This is a genomic window from Actinomadura harenae, from assembly GCF_003696215.1.
GTDB lineage: Bacteria > Actinomycetota > Actinomycetes > Streptosporangiales > Streptosporangiaceae > Spirillospora > Spirillospora harenae.
This window is the reverse complement of sequence record NZ_RFFG01000043.1, coordinates 11,801-30,891: the sequence shown is the minus strand read 5'-3', so window position 1 is coordinate 30,891 and position 19,091 is coordinate 11,801. Positions and strand designations below refer to the sequence as shown.

Below are 19,091 nucleotides of genomic sequence, written 5' to 3'. Positions count from 1 at the left end.
AATGGACGACTGGAGGATCACCGGCGACCTGGACGTCTTCGACGCCGCGGCGGGCCCGTTCCTGCGCGCCGACCCGACCCGGAACACCAGCCACCTCACCATCCTCGACACGCTGCGCCGCGCCGGCCCGCACGCCTTCGGGCCCGCCGACCCCGTCTTCGGCTGGATCGGCGCCCCAAAGCCGGTCGCGGCGTTCCTCTGCACCCCCGACCTCCCCGTCCTCCTCACCGACGTCGCGGGCGACGCGGGCGACGCGGCCCGCGCGCTCGCGGAGGTCCTGCCGGTCGCCGCATCCGGGGTGAACGCCGAACCGTCCGCCGCGGCGGCGTTCGCCGACGCCTGGCGCGCCCGCACCGGCGCGACGCCCTGGCCGTTGCAGCGGCAGCGCCTCTACCGGCTGGACGCGCTCGTCCCGCCGCGCCGGATGCCGCCGGGGGGCTCGCGGGTCGCGACGTCCGCCGACGCCTCGCGCGTCATGGCCTGGCTCGACGGTTTCGCCTCCGAGGCCGGTCACGGCGCCCCGCGCGCGGTCGCCGAGGAACGCCTGGACTCGGGCTGCGTCCACCTCTGGGAGGTGGACGGCGAGCCCGTCGCGATGGCCGGACGCACCCCCGCCCTGGACGGCATGACCCGCGTCGCGCCCGTGTACACCCCGCGCGCCCATCGCCGCCGCGGCTACGGCGCCGCCGTCACCGCGGCCGTCAGCCGCGCCGCGATCGACCTCGGCCTGGACGACATCGTCCTGTTCACCGACCTCGCGAACCCGACGAGCAACGGGATCTACCAGGCCCTCGGCTACCGTCCGGTCGCCGACCGCGTCCTGCTCGGCTTCACGGGCGGGAACGCCTGATCCGCCCTGGTCCTGCCACGTTGATCATGAAAGCTCCACGGTTCGTCCACGGCCGCCGAGGACTCCCTGAAAGCCAGGAGCCGCGGCCTCGTCGACCTCCTCCAGGACGTCGCCACCTCCTGGTGACCCGACCCCTCGCCGCCCGGCGATCCGAGGCGCGCCGGCCGACGGTTCGAGGCGTCGCCGCCTGGTGAATCGAGGCGTCGCCGCCGCCCGGTGCCCGCCGGGCGGCGGACCGCTTTCTAGGATCGGGTCATGACCATCGACTTGTTCGCGGGCATCGCGGTCAGCGACTATCCGGCGGCGCTGGCCTGGTACGAACGACTGTTCGGAACGCGGCCGGAGTTCGAGCCGAACGACCGGGAGTCCGTCTGGAAGGTCGCCGAGCACCGGTACGTGTACGTCGTCCACCTGCCCGAACGGGCCGGGCACGCCCTGCACACGGTGTTCACGTCCGACTACGACGACCGGCTCTCGGGCGCCGTGGAACGCGGCCTCGCCCCGGCCCGGCGGGAGACGTACGAGAACGGCGTCCGCAAGGCCACGTTCAGCGACCCCGACGGCAACGAGTTCGCCTTCGCGGGCGACCCGCCCGCGTCCTAGGGCCCGGCGCCCTCAGGAGTCGTGGGAGTCGTGCCAGTTCCACCACTGGTAGGGCGGGCTCTGGGGGTAGCCCTCGGGCGAGTCCTCCCAGGTCTCCTGGCGGCCGAGGGCCGTGATGTCCAGGTAGGCCCAGGTGCCGCCCATCACCTCGTCGCCGCGCCCGTTGACGAAGTAGGTGCGGTAGACGGTGTCGCCCTCGCGGATGAACGCGTTGTGGCCGTGCCATTCGTCCACGCCGTGGTCGACGTCGAACCCGTCGGTCATCGTGTACCAGGGCATCGTCCAGTCCATGCGGTCCTTCATCCGCGCGATCTCCGCCTGCGGCCCACGGGACACGAACACGAGCGTCGTGTCGCGGGCGTTCAGGTGGGCCGTGTGGGCGACCTGGTCGGCGACCAGCGAGCAGCCGGCGCAGGGCCGGTGCGGCCAGTCGCCCACACCGGGGTCGAAGAACGCGCGGTAGACGATGAGCTGGCGTCGTCCCGCGAACAGGTCGAGCAGGCTCACCTCGCCGTCCGGGCCCTCGAACACGTACGGCTTGTCGACGCGCACCCACGGCATGCGGCGGCGCTTGGCCGCGAGCGCGTCGCGGGCGCGGGTGAGCTCCTTCTCCTGGACGAGCAGGTTCCGGCGCTCGGCCTCCCACTCCTCGGCGGAGACGACGGGGGGTGTCTTCATGGGTGCTCCTCTATCGGTCAAGATGGTTTCTCAGGGCGTCCAGCGGGCCGTCCCAGTCGCGGGCGAGGGCGGCCAGGTACTGCTGCGCGACGCGCATCGGCGCCGAGCGGAGCCGGTACCGGACGCGGCGGCGCTCTCCCGGCTCGGCCGTCACCAGCCCCGCGTCCGCGAGCAGGGCGAGGTGCTTGGCGACGGCCTGCCGGGTGATCGGCAGCCGTCCGGCCAGGTCGGTCGCGGTGGCCGGGCCGCCCGATGCCAGCTCCGCCAGGACGGCGCGGCGCGTCGGGTCGGCGAGGGCCGCGAAGACCTGCTCCGCGACCGCCTCGGCGTCGGCATCGGAATCGGCGTCAGGCCGCATCGAGGTGCTCGGCGAGGTTCGCGAACTGCGCCTTCCAGCCGTCGGTGTTGCCGCCGAACGCCTTGGCGTGCTCGACCTCCGGAAGCTGCGCGAATCCGGTCTCGACCACGGTCAGCCGCGTCCCGGCGCCGGACGGCTCGAGGGTGAACTCGACGTAGGTGCGGCGCGGGTCGTCGTCCGGCAGGCCGTAGACGTGCCAGGTGAACCCGAACACCGCCGGTTCCTCGACGCGCTCGACCCGCATGCGCTGCTCGAACCCGTCGCCGAAGTCCAGCCACGCCCCGCCGCCCGGCTCCAGCTCGATGCCGGCGGACCGGGCGAACCAGGCGGCCAGGCCCTCGGCCGTGGTCAGCGCGTTCCACACCTTGGCGGGCGGGTGCGCGAGGTCGACGGTCCGCTCGATCCGATCGGGAAAGCCCATGACGTCCTCCTTGTCGCAACCTGTTGGTTGCAACACTATGGCAACCCATCGGTTGCGTCAACGCCGGGATGTCGGGCGCCGCTGCTAGCGTCCGCCGCGTCCGGCAAGATCACCCCCTCCGGAGGCTCCCCATGGATCACGACGCACCCCTGCGGTTCCCCGACCTCGACCGCCTGCGCGCGTTCGGCGAGACCCAGGCCGACCACTACGTCAACGGCTTCGAACTCGAACGCGGCGAGCCCTACCGGGAGGCGGTGCTCCTCGACCGGGTCGTCTCGTTCGCGCAGGCCAACGGCAGCGGCTCGCTGTTCGGGATCTGGCTCCGCGACGACCGCGACGACCTGGGCTCCCTCCCGGTCGTCGCGTACGGCGACGAGGGCGGGCTGCACATCGTCGCCCGCGACTTCCGCGAGTTCCTGCGGCTGCTGGCGTCCCTCCCGGTCGACTGCGAGCCCGACATCGACTGGGGTTCCTTCGGCCTGCGCGAATGCTGGGACGAGGACGACGACGAGGAGGAGGACGAGGACCTCAAGGCCGGCAACGCGGCCTTCCTCGCCTGGCTGGACGCGGAGTTCGGCATCACCCCGGCGGACGACTGGGAGGAGATCGTGGACGCCGCGCAGGCCGAACACGAGGCCGAATGGGCGGCGTGGGTCCACCCCCTCATCCCGGACGCCGTCTACTCCCCGATCCACGACCTGAACCGGCTCGACCGGTTCCGCGCCCCGCTGTTCAAGGGCTTCGCCAACGGCTTCCGGCTGCACGGGACCTACGACGAACGCGTCCGCAGGAACCGGCCGCCGCTCCAGAACCCCGCGCGCACCGACGCCATGGCCGTCTTCGGATCGAACGACAGCGACACCTTCTTCGCCCTGGACGCCGACGGACGCGTCCTCGCCCTCGGCAAGGACGCCGGCGTCCACGTGGTCGCCCGCGACCTGCGCGCGTTCCTCCGGCTGATCGCGGGCCTCACCGACTCCGAGATCTGGTGCGACCAGGACGGGGCCGGGCTGCGCCCCTGCGATCCGGCCCCTGCCCGCGCCCAGTACGTCGAGTGGCTCGAGAACACCCTCGGGCTGCGTCCCGCCGAGGACCCGGCGGCCCTCCTCGCCGCCGCCCGCGACGGCCGCTGACGCCCCGAACCCCCTGCTAGCCTGCCGGAATGGAGATCACCACCCTGGCCGACCGGCCGGAGCTGGAGCACGCGCTGCTCGAGCTGAGCGGCGAGTGGCCGGGGTTCACCGGCCACGAGCCGGTCACCCAGACCCGGAGGCCGGAGATCCCGCGGGTGTTCCCCGAGTTCGTGATCGTCGCGACCGAGGGCCGCGAGCTGGTCGCGCGCGGCTTCAGCGTCCCGTTCCGCTCCCGCGGCCCCCTGCCCGGCACCGGCTGGGACCAGGTCCTGATCTGGGCGTTCCACGACCACGCGGCCGAGCTGAAGGCCGACACGGTCAGCGCCATCGAGATCACCATCCGGGGCGACCACCGCGGCGCCGGCCTGTCGGGCACCCTGCTCGCCGCGATGCGCGTCAACGCCAAGGCGCGCGGCTACGGCGAACTCGTCGCACCCGTCCGCCCGAACGCCAAGCACCTCGAGCCCAAGGCGTCCATGGCCGAGTACGCCTTCCGCACCCGCGAGGACGGCCTGCCCCAGGACCCCTGGCTCCGCGTCCACGTCCGCGCCGGCGGCGTCATCGACTCCATCGCCCCCGCGTCCATGGTGATCGCCGGTTCCCTCGCCCAGTGGCGCGACTGGACGGACCTCCCCTTCGACACCCCCGGCCCCGTCGAGGTCCCCGGCGCCCTCGTCCCGGTCACCTGCTCCCCCGAGCACGACCAGGCCGTCTACGTCGAACCCAACGTCTGGATCCGCCACACCCTCTGACCCCGGAAGACCCCCTCGGCACAGGCCGTCCGCGAGCAGCTTCGCCATCACGGCGGTCTCATCAGAGCGCCGTTGACCATACCGGGGAGCCCTTTCGGGTTCGAGCGAGTTTCACGCGCGCCCAGGGAGCGGTTCGCTACTTGTAGATGGCGAGGCCGTTGGGGACGGGGCGTTCGCGGCCGTCGGACGGGGTGTTGCGGACGGTCGCGGCCGGTTTGCCCGGCATGCGGACGGCCATGGTCGACGAGCCGCCGCCGTCCATGAGCAGGGCGTCGCGGGCGCCGAGGCGGAGGAGCAGCGCGGCCAGGCCCGCCGCCGTGTCACCGGAGCCCGTCTCGCGGCGGCCGTCCAGCACGACCAGGAACATGCGGCGGCCGCCGGGGGCGAGGCCGACGGCGGTGCGGGGGCTGCGGGAGCGCGCGTCGAGGCCCGGCACCGGCGCGCCGTCGCGGAGCAGAGGCAGGCCGCCGAGCGCGTGGCGGAACCGGACGGGACCGGTCAGCGTGGAGGAGATCCGCACCTTGTCGCCGCGCCTGAGCGACCGCAGTTCGGACGCGCCGCCGTCGCGGCCGAGCAACAGGCTCGCGCCGGACGGCAGCCGGCCGCCGGGGTCGCTGGTGCCGTCCACGCGTCCGTCACGGATCAGTACGGCGGCGGTGTCCGGAGAGCAGGGCGCGTTGCGGTGAAGATCGGTGCCGCAGAACGCGCGAGCGCGCGAGGACGGGCCCCACTCGGACGTGTAGAGGCCGACGCCGCCGACCGGCAGCGCGTACTGGTTGAGGCCGCGCAAGCGGATCATCCCGTTTCCCGTGCGCACGGTCCCGGTCAGGGTCAGGCGGGCGACGCGGCCGACGCCGTGCCGGTCCACGCCGATCACCGAGCCGTACGTGCCGGGCACGGCGTCGGGGCCGAACCGCTGGCCGTCCGGGACGGCGCCGCGCACGGGCCGCCCGTCCGCGACCTCCGGGCCGTCCGGCGCGAAGGTCGCGGGCACGCCCGGGTGGGACCGCTCGGAGATGTCGAAGAAGTCGCCGTTGATCCCCGCGACGGCGCGCGCCCCGTTCACCATGTCCGACACCCGCGCCCGGGCCGCCCCGGACGGCGGCCGCAGCACGCCGATCCGCGCCCGGCTCAGGTCGACCTCCAGCAGCGACCCGGTGACGCGCCCGCCGCCGAGGTCCCGCAGGACGACGCCGGGGGCGATCCGCACGTCCGATCCGGGCGGCGCGGCGGGTGCGAGGGCCATCGCGAGCATGATCCGTGTCAGCACCCGGCCCATGCTGGCGGAAGATCACCGCCCGGACGGCGGATCGGCTCGCCAACGGCAGGGAAAGTCGCGCCCAGGCGGGCGCCCAATACGGATCCGGCCTCAGTCGCCTTCCGCCGCCGGCGTGCCCCGAGTGGTTCCACCGGTCGGCGTGCGGATGGCGTTGAGCTGCCGGAGGGCGACACGGTCCGGTTTGCCTGCGGGAGTGCGCGGAAGCGCGTCGACCAGTTGGAGGTGCCGCGGGTGGGTGCGAGGGGGATGCGACCGGTGAAGGAGTCGGCGGAGGTCGGCCAGGTTCGGGGTGTGCCCGGGCCGGGGAACGACGGCGACGGCGGTGCTGCCGTCGGGCAGGGCGTACACCGCGGCTTCGATGACGGCCGGATGCTCGCCGATCGAGTTCTCCAGCGGCTGCGGATAGGCGCCCGACGGCAGGCGGTCGGCGAGTCGTCCCACCAGGAACAGGTAGCCGTCGTCGTCGAGGTGACCGGCGTCGCCGGTGGGAATCCACTCCGGCCACCGATGCGTGACACCGCAGGCCCGGCCGGCGTCCACCGGGGCGGACGACGTTCCGGCCGGGAAGGTGAGGTAGCCGTCCATGTTCTGGGCGGAGCGAACCCACAGCTGCCCGATGCGTCCGGGAGGCAGGACGGTCCCGTCCGGGTCGCAGATCTTGGCCTCCATATCCGGGACGGGACGGCCGACCGAGCCGAGCAGTTCACGACGTCGATGGTCGGCGGGACTCAGCGTGGCGATCAGGGCGGCCTCGCTGCTGCCGTAGTTCTGCATGAGCAGGCCGGGCAGCCGCTCCACGATGGCGGCCAGTCTCGCGGGAACGACCGGGGTCCCCCCGTAGAGCAGCAGCCGCAGCTCTCCGAGATCGGATCCGGTGACGGCCAGATGATCGGCCAGGGCGTACAGCTCGACGGGACGCCCGATCTCGCACTGCCGTGGACGTTCGCGGTGGATGAGGTCGACCATCGTGGCCGCGTTCTTGTCCTCGGCCAGAATGGCGGTGCCGCCGGTGGCCATGGCCCACTGGGCCATCAGGTCCGGCAGGAACGGCCCCGGGGCGACCAGGAATCGCCAGGGGGACGGACCGTAGGCGCCCCGCGCGGTGGCGAACTGGGCGGCCTCGGACTGGTTGCTGTAGGTGATGGCCTTGATGTCACCAGTGGTGCCGCTGCTGAAGAGAACCGAGGCGAGAGCCTCGGGCCGCGCCGCTTCAAGCGGCGGCAACCTTGGAGGCCGCTCGTCGGGCAGCCAGGGTTCCAGATGCAGACAGGGGCTGCCGAACCCGCCGGCCGTCAGAGCCTCGGCCTGCCGCCGCCGGGTGGGATCGACCATGAGGACCGGCACCCGAAGTCCGCGCAGCACTCTGTCGACGTCCTCGAACGGCATGCGCGGCAGGAGGTACACGAACGGGCAGTTGAGGACGTAGGCGGCCAGTCGGCTGATGGTCGATTCCAGGTGCGGGCCGTACAGGCAGGCCACCGTGTCGCCGGGCCGGACGCCGTGGTCGATGAGGCGAGCGGCGAGTGCGTGCGCCGCGGCGTGCACCTGCGCGCCGGTCAGGCGACGCGTCCCGCGCACCAGGACCTCCTGAGCGCCCGCCGCCCGCACGCCTGCCAACAGCGCCTCCCCGAAGGAACCGTCCGCCCTCGGGACCCGTCCCGCCGACGCGCGCGCCTCGGAGCCGCCGCCCACCGAAGCGCCGATCCCCTCCGTGTCGACGGTCGGACGGTCCCGGCCTGAGGTCACCCCCAGCTCCCCTCACCGGCGGGCTCGCCCGCCTGCCGGGGGACGGTCGGACGGCCGCCCACGTGCCCGGTGGCATCGCCGGCCGAGGGCACGTCCGACATGTCGAAGGCGACGCCGTGCCCGCCCAACGGCCGCAGGTGGTCGTCGAGGTGCCAGGGGAACAGGTGGAGGTTCCAGCCGCCCAGGCAGTTGATGTACAGCGTCATGTGCGCCATGAGCGCGATGAAGTCGTCGCGGGCGCTCTCGCTCCCGGGGTCGATCTGCTGGAGGGAGTCCATGAGCCGGTCGGTGTACTCGCCCAGTCGCCGCAACCCGCAGTAGGCCAGGAACTCGGCCGGGACGGCCCCCAGCAGCCGGGCCATCTGCCGCAGGGACTCCAGCGGCATCCCCTGGCGGGCCGCCTGCACCAGCCCCGAGTAGACGTTGTAGCCGAGGGGACGTGTCTCACCGTTGACGAACAGCATGGTGGTCAGCTTCGTGCCGTGGCTGCCCGCGCCGGAGTCGATCAGCCCGGCGTGCAGGTCGACCAGTTCGGCGGGGGCCTGCAACCAGATCCGCTCGGTCTCGGCGTGCAGGTCGCCGATCAGCTCGTCGACCATCGGGTCGGACGCGGTGAGGCGGGGGATCCGGTGGTCGTCCGCGCCGGGTCGCGGGCGGGGGTCCGGTCCGGCCCGGCGGACCTCCACCGGGATCGGTTCCTTGGTGCGGTAGACCGCGTTCCAGACTGCCGTCCCGACGCGGGCGAGCGTCTCCACGTCCTCGGCCACGACCTGTCCGACCGGGGTGGCGGGCATCGGTTCGGTGAGGTCGCCGTACTTGATCCCGAGGTGCTGGAGCCGCGAGCAGAAGACCGTCCCGTCCGGCGCCGTCCTCCGGTCCACCCGGTGCCGTCCCCGCAGATGGAGCAGATCGTGGATCGGCGCGACGTGGAACAGGTGGTGCCCGGCGACGAGGGCGTGGCCCTGGAGGCTGCGGTACGGCAGGGAGTCCCACAGCACGTCGGCCAGCTCCGCGTTGCGCTGGTCCAGTTCGGCGGTCACTGACAGGCCAAGGGTCGGCCACTCGATTGTCAAAGCTCTGTTCACGATGAGTCACTATAGACAGCGGACAGTCATCGCAGAGGCTCCGAACGGGACCCTGGCCTGTCCGGACGGACACCTTCCGGTTACCCCCGAGGCCGCCCGCACTCGCGCGACGGCGATACAGCCACCCGCGCCACTAAATTACTGTGCGTATCGAAATCGTCACTCTTTGCCGGGGAGTCGTGGTGTCGCGATGACAGATCCAGACCGGGCCGACGCGGCGACGGCGGACGGCCCCGGTAGGGGCGAGCGGGCCGAGGTGGTGGTCATCGGCGGCGGGATGATCGGCCTGTCGATCGCCGCGCACCTGGCCGAGGACGGCAGGGACACGCTCCTGCTGGAGCGCGGTGAGCTCGGCTCGGGAGCCTCCCGTGCCACCGCCGACGTCGTGCGCACCTACTTCGGCGGCGACCCCGCGGGGTCGCGGCTGGCCGTGCGGAGCCTGGCGTCCTACCGCCGCCGCGGCGTGCCGCTGCGGCAGGCCGGGTACCTGGTGCTGTTCACCGAGGACGAGCAGATCGAGGCGTTCGAGGCCGAGCTCGCCGAGCAGTGCGACGCCGGCGTGCGGGTGGAGCTGATCGACGCCGACGAGGCCCGGCGCCGCAACCCGCTCGTCCACGAGCCGTCCCTGAAGGCGGCCGCCTGGTCGCCCGACGCCTACGTCAGCGACACCCGGCGGATCGTGGCCGCCTTCGAGCGGGCGGCGCGGCGCGCGGGCGCCCGCCTGCGCACCGGCCGCCCGGCCACCGGGATCGACCTTCCCGCCGGGACCGTCACCACTCCGGACGGGGACGTCACCGCGCGGACGATCGTGTGCGCGGCCGGTCCCTGGTCGTCCTGGATCATCGACGCCGCGGGCGTGCGGGCCCCGCTGGCCGAGCCCGCCGTCCAGGAACTGCTCGGCACCGGCCCGCTCCCGGGGGTGCCGGACATTCCGGTCACCCTGCACGCCGCCAGCCGGCTGCTGATCCGCAAGAGGGGCGACGGGCTGCTCATCGGCATGGGCTCCCCCGGCCCCGACCGGCGCCAGTGGCTGGACCAGGCCACCGCCCAGCTCGCGCGGACCTACCCGAGCGTGGACCTCACCGGCCTCCACACCGCGGTGACCGGCCCCAGGGACGGCAGCCCGGACCGCACGGCCCTGTTCGGACGCCGCCCGGGAGCCACGGAGTTCCTGTACGCCACGGGGTTCTCCGGGCACGGGCTGTGCCAGGCGCCCGCGGCCGGAGAGCTGGTTCGCGCCCTGTTCCGCGGGGACGACCTGAGCGACTTCGGCGTCGGCGCGGACGGCCTCGCCGCCTCCCCCGCGTCCGACCCGAGCTGACCGTCCCGCCTTGGGGCGGCCGCCGTCCCCCGATCGAGAAAGGGCCCCCATGGACGTCCCGACGCACGACGTGATCGCCATCGACGCCCGGATGCGCGACGTGCACGGCCAGAACGAGCGGCTTCGCGGCGCCGGGCCGCTGGTCCGGGTCGAGCTGCCCGGCGGTGTGCGCGCCTGGGCCGCCACCCGCCACGACACCGTGCGGACCGTGCTCTCCCACCCCGCCCTGTCCAAGGAGCTGCGGCACTGGAAGGACTGGGCCGCGGAAGCCGTCCCCGCCGACTGGCCGCTGAACAACATCATCACCGCCCGGTCGATGATCGCCAAGGAGGGGTCGGAGCACCGGCGGCTGCGCCGCATGGTGAGCCGCACGTTCACCCCGCGGCACGTCCAGCGGCTGCGCCCGCGCGTCGCCGAGGTCGCGGGCGACCTGCTCGCCGACCTGGCCGGCCACGCGCCGGGCCCCGTCGACCTGCGCCTCCACTACGGCTACCCGCTGCCGCGCACCATCATCTGCGAACTCATGGGCATGCCCCGCGCCTGGTACGCCGACGGGGGCCGGCTCACCGACTCCCTCGTCCGCTCCACCGACGACGCCGACTACGCCGCCGCCCGGATGGCGACCCTCCACGACCTGTTCGCCGAGGTGATCGCGCTGCGCCGCGCCGACCCCGGCGACGACCTGACCAGCGCCCTGATCGGCGTCCGCGACGAGGACGGCGACCCGCTGTCCGAGGCGGAACTCCACGACATGGTGATGACCCTGTTCATCTCCGGCCACGAGACCACCATCAACCTGATCACCAACACCGTCCACGCCCTGCTCACCCACCCCGGGCAGCTCGCCCTCCTGCGCGACGGGACGATGCCGTGGAGCGCGGCGGTCGAGGAGACCCTGCGCTGGCAGTCCCCCGTCGCCTACTTCCCCATGCGGTACGCCGTCCGCGACGTCGAGATCGACGGCGTCCGGCTCGCCGCCGGCGACGCGGTGCTGATCTGCTACGCCGCCGCCGGACGCGACCCCGCCCGCTTCGGCCGGGACGCGGACCGCTTCCACCTGTCCGACCCTCCGGCCGACCACCTGTCCTTCGGGAACGGCGAGCACTTCTGCCTCGGCGCCGCGCTGTCCCGGGCGGAGGCGGAGGTCGCCGTCCAGGCCCTGTTCGCCGCCTTCCCCGACCTGGCCCTCGCCGCGCCGTCCGGCGGCCTCCAGCCACTCGCGACCGCCCTGAGCAACAGCGTCCGCACCCTGCCGGTCACCCTCGGCCCCCACTCACCTCGAACCTGACCACAAGCCCAGACCGGCAACGAGAGCAGGGGGAATGATGAAGTCGGAAACCGCCCACATCCGTCCGTTGGCGGATCTGGCGACCCCCATGGCGATCCGGGTCGCCGCGACCCTGCGGCTGGCCGATCACGTCGCCCGCGGCGCCCACACGGTCGACGAGCTCGCCGTCCTGGTCGACGCAGACCGGGACGCCCTCGCCGTCACCATGGGCCAACTGGTGACGGCCGGGGTCCTCACCCGGGACGCCCAGGACCGCTACCACCTCACACCCCTGGGGGACCAGCTCCGCGACGAGCACCCCGAGCGCATGCGCGCGACCCTGGACATCGAAGGCGCGATCGGCCGCGCCGAACTCTCCCTCGCGGCCCTCCTCCAGACCGTCCGCACCGGGAAGACCGCCTACTCTCACCACTACGGGCAGAGCATGTGGGACGACCTCGTCGACTCCCCCGCGTTGGCGGGGTCCTTCGACGCGTTCATGTCGTTCAAGACCACCACCAACGCTCCCGCCCTCGCCTCCAGCCCCCTGTGGTCACGCCTAAATCATGTGATCGACATCGGCGGCGGCGATGGAACCCTCGCCCTCGCCCTGCTGGCGGAGCATCCTGTGCTGCGGGTCACCGTCCTGGAACAACCCGGCCCCGCCGCCACCGCCAGCGCCGCCGTGGCCTCCAGGGGACTGGCCGATCGCGCCGACGTCCTCGTCGGCAGCTTCTTCGATCCGCTGCCCGCCGGAGCCGACGGCTACATCCTCAACGACGTCCTTCACAACTGGAACGCGGAGGCCACCACGGCGATCCTGCGCCGCTGTGCCGATGCAGCGGGCGCAACCGGCTCGGTGTTCGTCATCGAGTCCGGATCCGGACTCGATGCCCCCAACAGCGGCTTGGATCTGCGGATGCTGGCCTGGTTCGGAGGACGCGAACGCACCCCCGGCGACGTCGCCCGCCTCGCCGTCCGCGCCGGGCTCGCGCTCAGGACCGTCCACCACGCGCCGCCACTGCACATCGTCGAACTGACGAGACCGGACGACGCCGGACGCTGAACGCGAGCCGCGGGGCCGCTCGTGCGCCGCTCGCGGGGCCGCCCGTGGTTCAGAGGCGGGCGGCGATGGCCTTGGCGTAGCGGGCGGCGGCCTCGGGGTCGGCCTCCAGGAAGAGGGACGGCTCGGTGAGTTCGAGTTCCATCAGGACGGGCGTGCCGTCCGGGCCGGTGACCATGTCGACGCGGGCGTAGAGAAGGCCGGACGCGCCCGGGACGGCGGCCAGGGCCCTGTCGGCCAGGGCGAGCTGCGCCTCGGTCGGGACGGCCGGGGTGATGGCGCCGCGTCCGTCCTCGCCGGTCACCATGCCCTCGACGCCCGCGCCCTCGCGGAGGATGGGCGACTTGCGGGCGGCGTGGCTGAACTCGCCGTCGCAGAACAGCAGGGCGGTCTCGCCCTCGGTGTCCACGGCGGACAGGAACGGCTGGACCATCGCCGGGCCGCCGCGCAGGGACTCCAGATGGGCGCGGGCCCGGTCGTCCTCGGCGCCGCGGCGCCAGCGGGCGGTGTCACGCGAACCGGCGGAGACGGCGGGCTTGACGACGAACTCGTCCCAGTCGGGGAGGTCGTCCGGGTCCCAGAGCGTCGGGACGGTCGGGACGCCCGCCCCGGCGAGGTCGCGCAGGTAGCGCTTGTCGGTGTTCCAGCGCAGCACCGGCGCCGGGTTCTCGACGCGGGGCAGGGCGTCCGCCCAGGTCAGGAACTCGTCCCGGTGGTCGATGTAGTCCCAGGTCGCGCGGATGACCGTCAGGTCGTAGGACGACCAGTCGGCGGACGGGTCGTTCCAGACGACGGGGTCGGCCGTGACACCGAGGGGGGCGAGCGCCGCGCGGAGCATCGCGGCCTCGTGGCCGCCGTCCGGGATCGCGGCGAACGTGGCCAGGGCTACCTTCATCGAACGGGAAATCCTTCCTGTCGCAGGGCGGCCTTCACGTCGGGGATCGTGAGCTCGCCGAAGTGGAACACCGACGCGGCGAGGACCGCGTCGGCGCCGGCGGCGACGGCCGGGGCGAAGTCGCCCACGGCGCCCGCGCCGCCGGACGCGATGACCGGCACCGACACCTCGGCCCGGACGGCCCGGAGCATCTCCAGGTCGTAGCCGGACTTGGTGCCGTCGGCGTCCATCGAGTTCAGCAGGATCTCACCGACGCCGAGGTCCTCGGCGCGCCGGGCCCACTCGACCGCGTCGATGCCCGCGCCGCGGCGTCCGCCGTGCGTGGTCACCTCGAAGCCGGACGCGGTGCCCTCGGCGCGCCGCGCGTCCACCGACAGGACGACGCACTGCGACCCGAACCGGTGCGCCGCCTCGCGCAGGAACTCGGGGCGGGCGATCGCGGCGGTGTTGATCGACACCTTGTCGGCCCCGGCGCGCAGCAGCCTGTCGACGTCGTCGACGGTGCGGACGCCGCCGCCGACCGTCAGCGGGATGAACACCTGCTCGGCGGTGCGCCGCACCACGTCGTAGGTGGTGGAGCGGTCCCCCGACGACGCGGTGATGTCGAGGAAGGTCAGCTCGTCGGCGCCCTCGGCGTCGTAGCGGGCGGCCAGCTCGACCGGGTCGCCCGCGTCGCGCAGGTTCTGGAAGTTGACGCCCTTGACGACGCGCCCGGCGTCGACGTCCAGGCAGGGGATCACACGCACGGCGACGGTCACGAGGCCCCCCGGTAAGCGTCGATCTCGATCTCGACCAGCTGGCGCGGGTCGATGAGGCCCGCGACGACGAGCATGCTCGCGGCCGGGCGGACCTCGCGGAAGAACTCGGAGTGGGCGCGGCCGACGTCGCTCGAGAACGCGGCGTCGGTGACGTACATCCGGGTCCGGACGACGTGCTCGCGGCCGAGGCCGAGGCGCTCCAGCGACCACAGCGCGATCTCGATCGCGGTGCGGGTCTGCTGGTAGGGGTCGCCGACGTGGACGACCTCGCCGTCCACGGTCGAGGTGCAGCCGGACACGAACGCGTGGTCCCCGGCGAGGACGGCCCGGGAGTAGCCGATCTGGTCCTCCCAGGGGCCGCCCGAGGTGATGCGCTCGATCAACGCACGGCCTCCAGCGCCTCTACCAGCGTGAACGCGCCCGCGTAGAGCGCCTTCCCGACGATCGCGCCCTCGACGCCGTCCGGAACGAGACCGGAGAGCGCGCGCAGGTCGTCCAGGGACGAGACGCCGCCGGACGCGATGACCGGCTTGTCCGTCCGGGCGCAGACCTCGCGGAGAAGCTCGGTGTTCGGGCCGCGCAGCGTGCCGTCCTTGGTGACGTCGGTGACGACGTAGCGGGGGCAGCCGTCGTCCTCCAGGCGGGCGAGGACCTCCCAGAGGTCGCCGCCCTCGCGGGTCCAGCCGCGCGCGGCGAGCGTGGTGCCGCGGACGTCCAGGCCGACCGCGATCCTGTCGCCGTACTCGGCGATGATCTTGCGGCACCAGGCCGGGTCCTCCAGGGCGGCGGTGCCGATGTTGACCCGCCGGCAGCCGGTCGCGAGCGCCGCCTCCAGGGACGCGTCGTCGCGGATGCCGCCGGACAGCTCGACCTTCACGTCCAGCCGTCCGGTGACCTCGGCGAGCAGCTCGCGGTTGGAGCCGCGGCCGAACGCGGCGTCGAGGTCGACCAGATGGATCCACTCCGCGCCCGCCTCCTGCCAGGCGAGGGCGGCCTCCAGCGGCGCGCCGTAGGAGGTCTCGGTGCCCGCCTCGCCCTGCACCAGGCGCACGGCCTGGCCGTCGGCGACGTCAACGGCGGGAAGCAGCGTGAGTGACATGGGGTCCTTACTCAGACAGAGAGGATGCGGAACGGACGTCAGTCGACCGTGGCGAGCCAGTTCTCCAGGAGCTGGGCTCCGGCGTCGCCGGACTTCTCCGGATGGAACTGGGTGGCGCACAGCGGGCCGTTCTCGACGGCGGCGACGAAGCGGTCGCCATGCTCGGCCCACGTGACCAGCGGCGGCCGGATGTTCCCGGACGGGTCGGCCTGCAGCTCCCAGTTCTTCACGCCGTAGGAGTGCACGAAGTAGAAGCGCGTTTCGGCGTCGAGCCCGGCGAACAGCCGCGAGCCGGACGGGACGTCCACGGTGTTCCAGCCCATGTGCGGCAGGACGGGCGCGGACAGCCGCTCGACCGTCCCCGGCCACTCGTCGCAGCCCTCGGTCTCCACACCGTGCTCGACGCCCCGCTCGAACAGGATCTGCATGCCGACGCAGATGCCGAGCACCGGACGGCCGCCCGCGAGCCGCCGTCCGATGATCCGCTCGCCCTTGATCTTCCGCAGCCCGGTCATGCACGCCTCGAACGCGCCGACACCGGGGACGACCAGGCCGTCCGCGGCGAGGGCGGTGTCGAAGTCGGACGTCACGGTGACGTCCACGCCGTGCCGCGCGACGGCGCGCTCGGCCGAGCGCAGGTTCCCCGACCCGTAGTCGAGGACGACGATCGACTTGCCCATGCCTACAGGGCTCCCTTGGTGGACGGGATGCCGTGCACCTTCGGGTCGAACGCGACCGCGTCCCGCAGCGCCCGCGCGAGCGCCTTGAACTGCGCCTCCACGATGTGGTGCGCGTTGCGGCCGTACGGCACGTGGACGTGCAGGCAGACGCCCGCGTTGGAGACGAACGACTCCAGGACGTGCCGGGTCATCGTCGTGTCGTACTCCGGGCCGATCATCGGGGCCATGCCCTCGGGCTCGCTGTGCACCAGGTACGGACGGCCCGCGATGTCCACGGTGACCTGCGCGAGCGCCTCGTCCAGCGGCACCGAGGCGTTGGCGAACCGGCGGATGCCCGCCTTGTCGCCGAGCGCCTCGCGGAACGCCTGGCCGAGCGCGATCGCGGTGTCCTCGATCGTGTGGTGGCTGTCGATGTACAGGTCGCCGGTCGTCTTGACCGTCAGGTCGAACGCGCCGTGCTTGCCGAGCTGGGCGAGCATGTGGTCGAAGAATCCGACGCCGGTGGCGACGTCGACGACACCGGTCCCGTCGAGGTCGATCTCGACGAGGACCTCGGTCTCCTTGGTCCCCCTCGAGACCCTGCCCGTGCGGCTCACTTGCTCTCCTCGGTCCCGGCCTCGGCGGCCTTGAGTGCGGTCTTGAAGGCGTCCATCTCCGCCGGGGTGCCGACGCTGACCCGCAGCCACTCGGGCGGTCCCACCTCCCGGATCAGGACGCCGCGGTCGAGCATCCCCTGCCACACGCGGCGGCGGTCGGGGAACGTCCCGAACAGGACGAAGTTGGCGTCGGAGTCGGCGACGCGGTGGCCCTCGCCGCGCAGCCACCCCACGATCGCGTCGCGCTCGCGGCGCAGCTCCCCGACCGAGCCGAGCAGCTCAACGGAGTGCTCGAGCGCGGTGCGCGCGACGGCCTGCGTCACGGCCGACAGGTGGTACGGCAGCCGGACGAGCAGCAGCGCGTCGATCACGGCCGGGTCGGCGGCGAGGTAGCCGAGGCGCGTCCCGGCCATCGCGAACGCCTTGGACATCGTCCGGGTGACGATCAGCCGCGGGTGGCCGTCCAGCAGGGTCAGCGCGGACGGCGTGCCCTCCCGGCGGAACTCGGCGTACGCCTCGTCCACCACGACCATGCCGGGCGCCGCGTCGAGGACGGCCTCGATCGCGGCGAGCGGCAGCGCCGTGCCGGTCGGGTTGTTCGGCGAGGTCAGGAACACCACGTCCGGCCGGTGCTCCCGGACGGCCCGCACCGCGGCCTCGGGTTCGAGCCCGAAGTCCTCGTCGCGGAACGCGTTGACCCAGCGGGTGCCGGTGACCCCGGTGATGATCGGGTGCATCGAGTAGGACGGCTCGAACCCCAGCGCCGTCCGGCCGTGCCCGCCGAACGCCTGGAGGATCTGCTGGATGATCTCGTTGGAGCCGTTCGCCGCCCAGACGTGCCGTCCGGTCAGCCCGGCCCCGGGCGTGTCGGCGTTCAGGAACGCGGCCAGCCCGTCGCGCAGCGCCACGGCGTCGCGGTCCGGGTAGCGGTTCAGCGCGCCCGCGACGTCCATGACGGCCTCGCCGAGCGCCTTCACGAGCCGCTCGGACGGCGGGTACGGGTTCTCGTTGGTGTTCAGCGCGACCGGGACGTCCAGCTGGGGTGCCCCGTAGGGCTCCCGGCCCCGCAGGTCGTCGCGGATCGGGAGGTCGGAGAGGGAAGTCAAGAAGGGATCTCCCAGTCGAAGCGGGCCTTCATCGCGGCCCCGTGGGCGGGCAGGTCCTCGGCCTCGGCGAGCGTCACCACACGCGCGGTGGCGTCCGCGAGGGCGGTCCGGTCGTACTTCACGACATGGACGCCGCGCAGGAACGACTGGACCGACAGGCCGGACGAATGGCACGCGCATCCGCCGGTCGGAAGGACATGGTTGGAGCCCGCCAGGTAGTCCCCCAGCGACACGGGCGCGAACGCCCCGACGAAGACCGCGCCCGCGTTCCGGACCCGCGCGGCGACGGCGTCCGCGTCCGCGGTCTGGATCTCCAGGTGCTCGGCGGCGTACGCGTCGACGACCTTCAGGCCCGCCTCGACGTCGTCCACCAGGACGATCCCGGACTGGCGGCCCGCGAGCGCCTCGGTGATGCGCTCACCGTGCTTGGTGCGGCCCACCTGGACCGCGAGCTCGGCCTCGACCGCGTCGGCGAGCTCGGGCGAGTCGGTGACCAGCACGGCCGCCGCGAGGACGTCGTGCTCGGCCTGGCTGATCAGGTCGGCGGCGACGTGCACCGGGTCGGCGGTGCGGTCGGCGAGGACGGCGATCTCGGTCGGGCCGGCCTCGGAGTCGATGCCGATCACGCCCTTGAGCAGCCGCTTGGCCGCCGCGACCCAGATGTTGCCGGGGCCGGTGACCAGGTCGGCGCGCGGGCACTCCTCGGTGCCGTAGGCGAACATCGCGACCGCCTGGGCGCCGCCCGCCGCGTACACCTCGTCCACCCCGAGCAGCGCGCACGCCGCCAGGATCGTCGGGTGCGGCAGGCCGCCGAAGTCCTTCTGCGCGGGCGAGGTGACCGCGAGCGAGCCGACCCCGGCCTCCTGCGCCGGGACGACGTTCATCACGACGCTGGACGGGTAGACGGCGCGTCCGCCCGGCACGTACAGGCCGACGCGTCCGACCGGGATCCACTTCTCGGTGACGGTGCCGCCGGGCACCACCTGCGTCGTCACGTCGGTGCGGCGCTGGTCGCGGTGGACCTTGCGGGTGCGGCGGATCGCCTCCTCCAGCGCGTCCCGGACGGCCGGGTCGAGGCCGGCGAGCGCCTTCCCGATCTCCTCCGCGGGGACGCGGGTGGACTCCTGCGCGACGCCGTCGAACCGCTCGGTGTACTTCCGCACGGCCGCGGCCCCGTGATGGCGCACGTCCTCGCAGATGGGCCGCACCTTCTCAAGGGCGGCCTCGACGTCGAGTTCGGCGCGGGGCAGCACGGAGCGCAGGTCGCCGGGAAGGGATCCGCGCAGGTCGATACGGGAGATCACCCGTCCAGTCTACGGAGTGCGTCCAAACGACGAAGCACCGTCTCGCCTGCCGAGACGCGCGTCACGACGGCTCGGGGGACGTATGTGACGCACGCGA

The 19,091-nt window shown here is 73.2% G+C and carries 21 protein-coding genes; 7 read left to right on the top strand and 14 right to left on the bottom strand.

Annotation, left to right across the window (positions count from 1 at the left end):
- Position 1 precedes the first annotated feature (1 nt).
- Both EBO15_RS23260 and EBO15_RS23255 read left to right on the top strand, forming a co-directional pair.
- On the top strand, positions 2 to 850 hold the full coding sequence (locus tag EBO15_RS23260) for a GNAT family N-acetyltransferase (RefSeq protein WP_122196552.1): 849 nt from the start codon (positions 2 to 4) through the stop codon (positions 848 to 850).
- Positions 851 to 1,105: 255 nt separating this feature from the next.
- Positions 1,106 to 1,453 carry a VOC family protein gene (locus tag EBO15_RS23255; protein WP_122196551.1) on the top strand — a complete coding sequence of 116 codons (348 nt, stop codon included), beginning with the start codon at positions 1,106 to 1,108 and terminating at the stop codon, positions 1,451 to 1,453.
- A 12-nt stretch (positions 1,454 to 1,465) separates the two neighbouring features.
- Here the strand turns inward: EBO15_RS23255 and EBO15_RS23250 are convergent, their stop codons facing one another.
- Genes EBO15_RS23250 through EBO15_RS23240 form a run of 3 tightly spaced genes read right to left on the bottom strand, consistent with a single transcriptional unit; the run spans position 1,466 to position 2,910 of the window.
- On the bottom strand, positions 1,466 to 2,131 hold the full coding sequence (locus tag EBO15_RS23250) for a DUF899 domain-containing protein (RefSeq protein ID WP_122196550.1): 666 nt from the start codon (positions 2,129 to 2,131) through the stop codon (positions 1,466 to 1,468).
- A 10-nt stretch (positions 2,132 to 2,141) separates the two neighbouring features.
- Entirely contained in the window at positions 2,142 to 2,489 is a 348-nt protein-coding gene (locus EBO15_RS23245; protein WP_122196549.1) for an ArsR/SmtB family transcription factor, read from the bottom strand.
- On the bottom strand, positions 2,479 to 2,910 hold the full coding sequence (locus EBO15_RS23240; RefSeq protein WP_122196548.1) for an SRPBCC domain-containing protein: 432 nt from the start codon (positions 2,908 to 2,910) through the stop codon (positions 2,479 to 2,481). Before EBO15_RS23240 ends, EBO15_RS23245 begins: the two co-directional genes overlap by 11 nt.
- Before the next feature lie 131 nt (positions 2,911 to 3,041).
- Between EBO15_RS23240 and EBO15_RS45425 the strand changes: the two genes are divergently transcribed.
- Both EBO15_RS45425 and EBO15_RS23230 read left to right on the top strand, forming a co-directional pair.
- Positions 3,042 to 4,043: a hypothetical protein gene (locus EBO15_RS45425; protein WP_199744755.1), complete on the top strand. Its 1,002-nt coding sequence runs from the start codon at positions 3,042 to 3,044 to the stop codon at positions 4,041 to 4,043.
- 29 nt (positions 4,044 to 4,072) lie between these two features.
- Positions 4,073 to 4,795: an N-acetyltransferase gene (locus EBO15_RS23230; RefSeq protein ID WP_122196547.1), complete on the top strand. Its 723-nt coding sequence runs from the start codon at positions 4,073 to 4,075 to the stop codon at positions 4,793 to 4,795.
- A gap of 136 nt (positions 4,796 to 4,931) precedes the next feature.
- On the opposite strand, the gene EBO15_RS23225 is transcribed toward EBO15_RS23230, so the two are convergent.
- The 3 genes from EBO15_RS23225 to EBO15_RS23215 all read right to left on the bottom strand — a co-directional run bounded on the left by EBO15_RS23225 (position 4,932) and on the right by EBO15_RS23215 (position 8,860).
- Positions 4,932 to 6,065: a phosphodiester glycosidase family protein gene (locus EBO15_RS23225; protein WP_199744754.1), complete on the bottom strand. Its 1,134-nt coding sequence runs from the start codon at positions 6,063 to 6,065 to the stop codon at positions 4,932 to 4,934.
- 99 nt (positions 6,066 to 6,164) lie between these two features.
- On the bottom strand, positions 6,165 to 7,820 hold the full coding sequence (locus tag EBO15_RS23220) for a class I adenylate-forming enzyme family protein (RefSeq protein ID WP_122196546.1): 1,656 nt from the start codon (positions 7,818 to 7,820) through the stop codon (positions 6,165 to 6,167).
- Positions 7,817 to 8,860 carry a cucumopine synthase-related protein gene (locus tag EBO15_RS23215; protein ID WP_233616378.1) on the bottom strand — a complete coding sequence of 348 codons (1,044 nt, stop codon included), beginning with the start codon at positions 8,858 to 8,860 and terminating at the stop codon, positions 7,817 to 7,819. The genes EBO15_RS23220 and EBO15_RS23215 overlap by 4 nt, the downstream gene beginning before the upstream one ends.
- Positions 8,861 to 9,095: 235 nt before the next feature.
- On the opposite strand from EBO15_RS23215, the gene EBO15_RS23210 reads away from it, so the two are divergent.
- The 3 genes from EBO15_RS23210 to EBO15_RS23200 are packed head-to-tail and all read left to right on the top strand — an operon-like array spanning position 9,096 to position 12,559.
- Positions 9,096 to 10,226, top strand: coding sequence for an NAD(P)/FAD-dependent oxidoreductase (locus EBO15_RS23210; protein ID WP_158628334.1), 1,131 nt, complete (start codon positions 9,096 to 9,098; stop codon positions 10,224 to 10,226).
- Between the two features lie 49 nt (positions 10,227 to 10,275).
- Positions 10,276 to 11,514, top strand: coding sequence for a cytochrome P450 family protein (locus EBO15_RS23205; protein ID WP_199744753.1), 1,239 nt, complete (start codon positions 10,276 to 10,278; stop codon positions 11,512 to 11,514).
- A gap of 34 nt (positions 11,515 to 11,548) precedes the next feature.
- Positions 11,549 to 12,559, top strand: a complete 1,011-nt coding sequence (locus EBO15_RS23200; RefSeq protein ID WP_122196544.1) for a methyltransferase — start codon at positions 11,549 to 11,551, stop codon at positions 12,557 to 12,559.
- A gap of 49 nt (positions 12,560 to 12,608) precedes the next feature.
- Here the strand turns inward: EBO15_RS23200 and EBO15_RS23195 are convergent, their stop codons facing one another.
- From EBO15_RS23195 to hisD, 8 genes are read right to left on the bottom strand one after another with little or no spacing between them, the layout of a single operon-like run.
- Positions 12,609 to 13,451, bottom strand: coding sequence for an ATP-grasp domain-containing protein (locus EBO15_RS23195; RefSeq protein ID WP_122196543.1), 843 nt, complete (start codon positions 13,449 to 13,451; stop codon positions 12,609 to 12,611).
- Positions 13,448 to 14,209: an imidazole glycerol phosphate synthase subunit HisF gene (gene hisF, locus EBO15_RS23190; RefSeq protein WP_122196542.1), complete on the bottom strand. Its 762-nt coding sequence runs from the start codon at positions 14,207 to 14,209 to the stop codon at positions 13,448 to 13,450. The genes EBO15_RS23195 and hisF overlap by 4 nt, the downstream gene beginning before the upstream one ends.
- Positions 14,206 to 14,592 carry a RidA family protein gene (locus EBO15_RS23185; protein ID WP_122196541.1) on the bottom strand — a complete coding sequence of 129 codons (387 nt, stop codon included), beginning with the start codon at positions 14,590 to 14,592 and terminating at the stop codon, positions 14,206 to 14,208. The genes hisF and EBO15_RS23185 overlap by 4 nt, the downstream gene beginning before the upstream one ends.
- The gene (gene priA / locus EBO15_RS23180; protein WP_122196540.1) at positions 14,589 to 15,308 is read right to left on the bottom strand and encodes a bifunctional 1-(5-phosphoribosyl)-5-((5-phosphoribosylamino)methylideneamino)imidazole-4-carboxamide isomerase/phosphoribosylanthranilate isomerase PriA; all 720 of its coding nucleotides are present in this window, start codon (positions 15,306 to 15,308) and stop codon (positions 14,589 to 14,591) included. The genes EBO15_RS23185 and priA overlap by 4 nt, the downstream gene beginning before the upstream one ends.
- 38 nt (positions 15,309 to 15,346) lie before the next feature.
- Positions 15,347 to 15,988, bottom strand: a complete 642-nt coding sequence (hisH, locus tag EBO15_RS23175) for an imidazole glycerol phosphate synthase subunit HisH (RefSeq protein WP_122196539.1) — start codon at positions 15,986 to 15,988, stop codon at positions 15,347 to 15,349.
- Positions 15,989 to 15,990: 2 nt separating this feature from the next.
- Positions 15,991 to 16,584 (bottom strand): imidazoleglycerol-phosphate dehydratase HisB, encoded by a 594-nt coding sequence (gene hisB, locus EBO15_RS23170; protein WP_122196538.1) that lies wholly within the window; start codon positions 16,582 to 16,584, stop codon positions 15,991 to 15,993.
- The gene (locus EBO15_RS23165) at positions 16,581 to 17,690 is read right to left on the bottom strand and encodes a histidinol-phosphate transaminase (protein WP_122196537.1); all 1,110 of its coding nucleotides are present in this window, start codon (positions 17,688 to 17,690) and stop codon (positions 16,581 to 16,583) included. The genes hisB and EBO15_RS23165 overlap by 4 nt, the downstream gene beginning before the upstream one ends.
- Positions 17,687 to 18,994, bottom strand: coding sequence for a histidinol dehydrogenase (gene hisD / locus EBO15_RS23160; protein WP_122196536.1), 1,308 nt, complete (start codon positions 18,992 to 18,994; stop codon positions 17,687 to 17,689). The genes EBO15_RS23165 and hisD overlap by 4 nt, the downstream gene beginning before the upstream one ends.
- Positions 18,995 to 19,091: the final 97 nt, after the last annotated feature.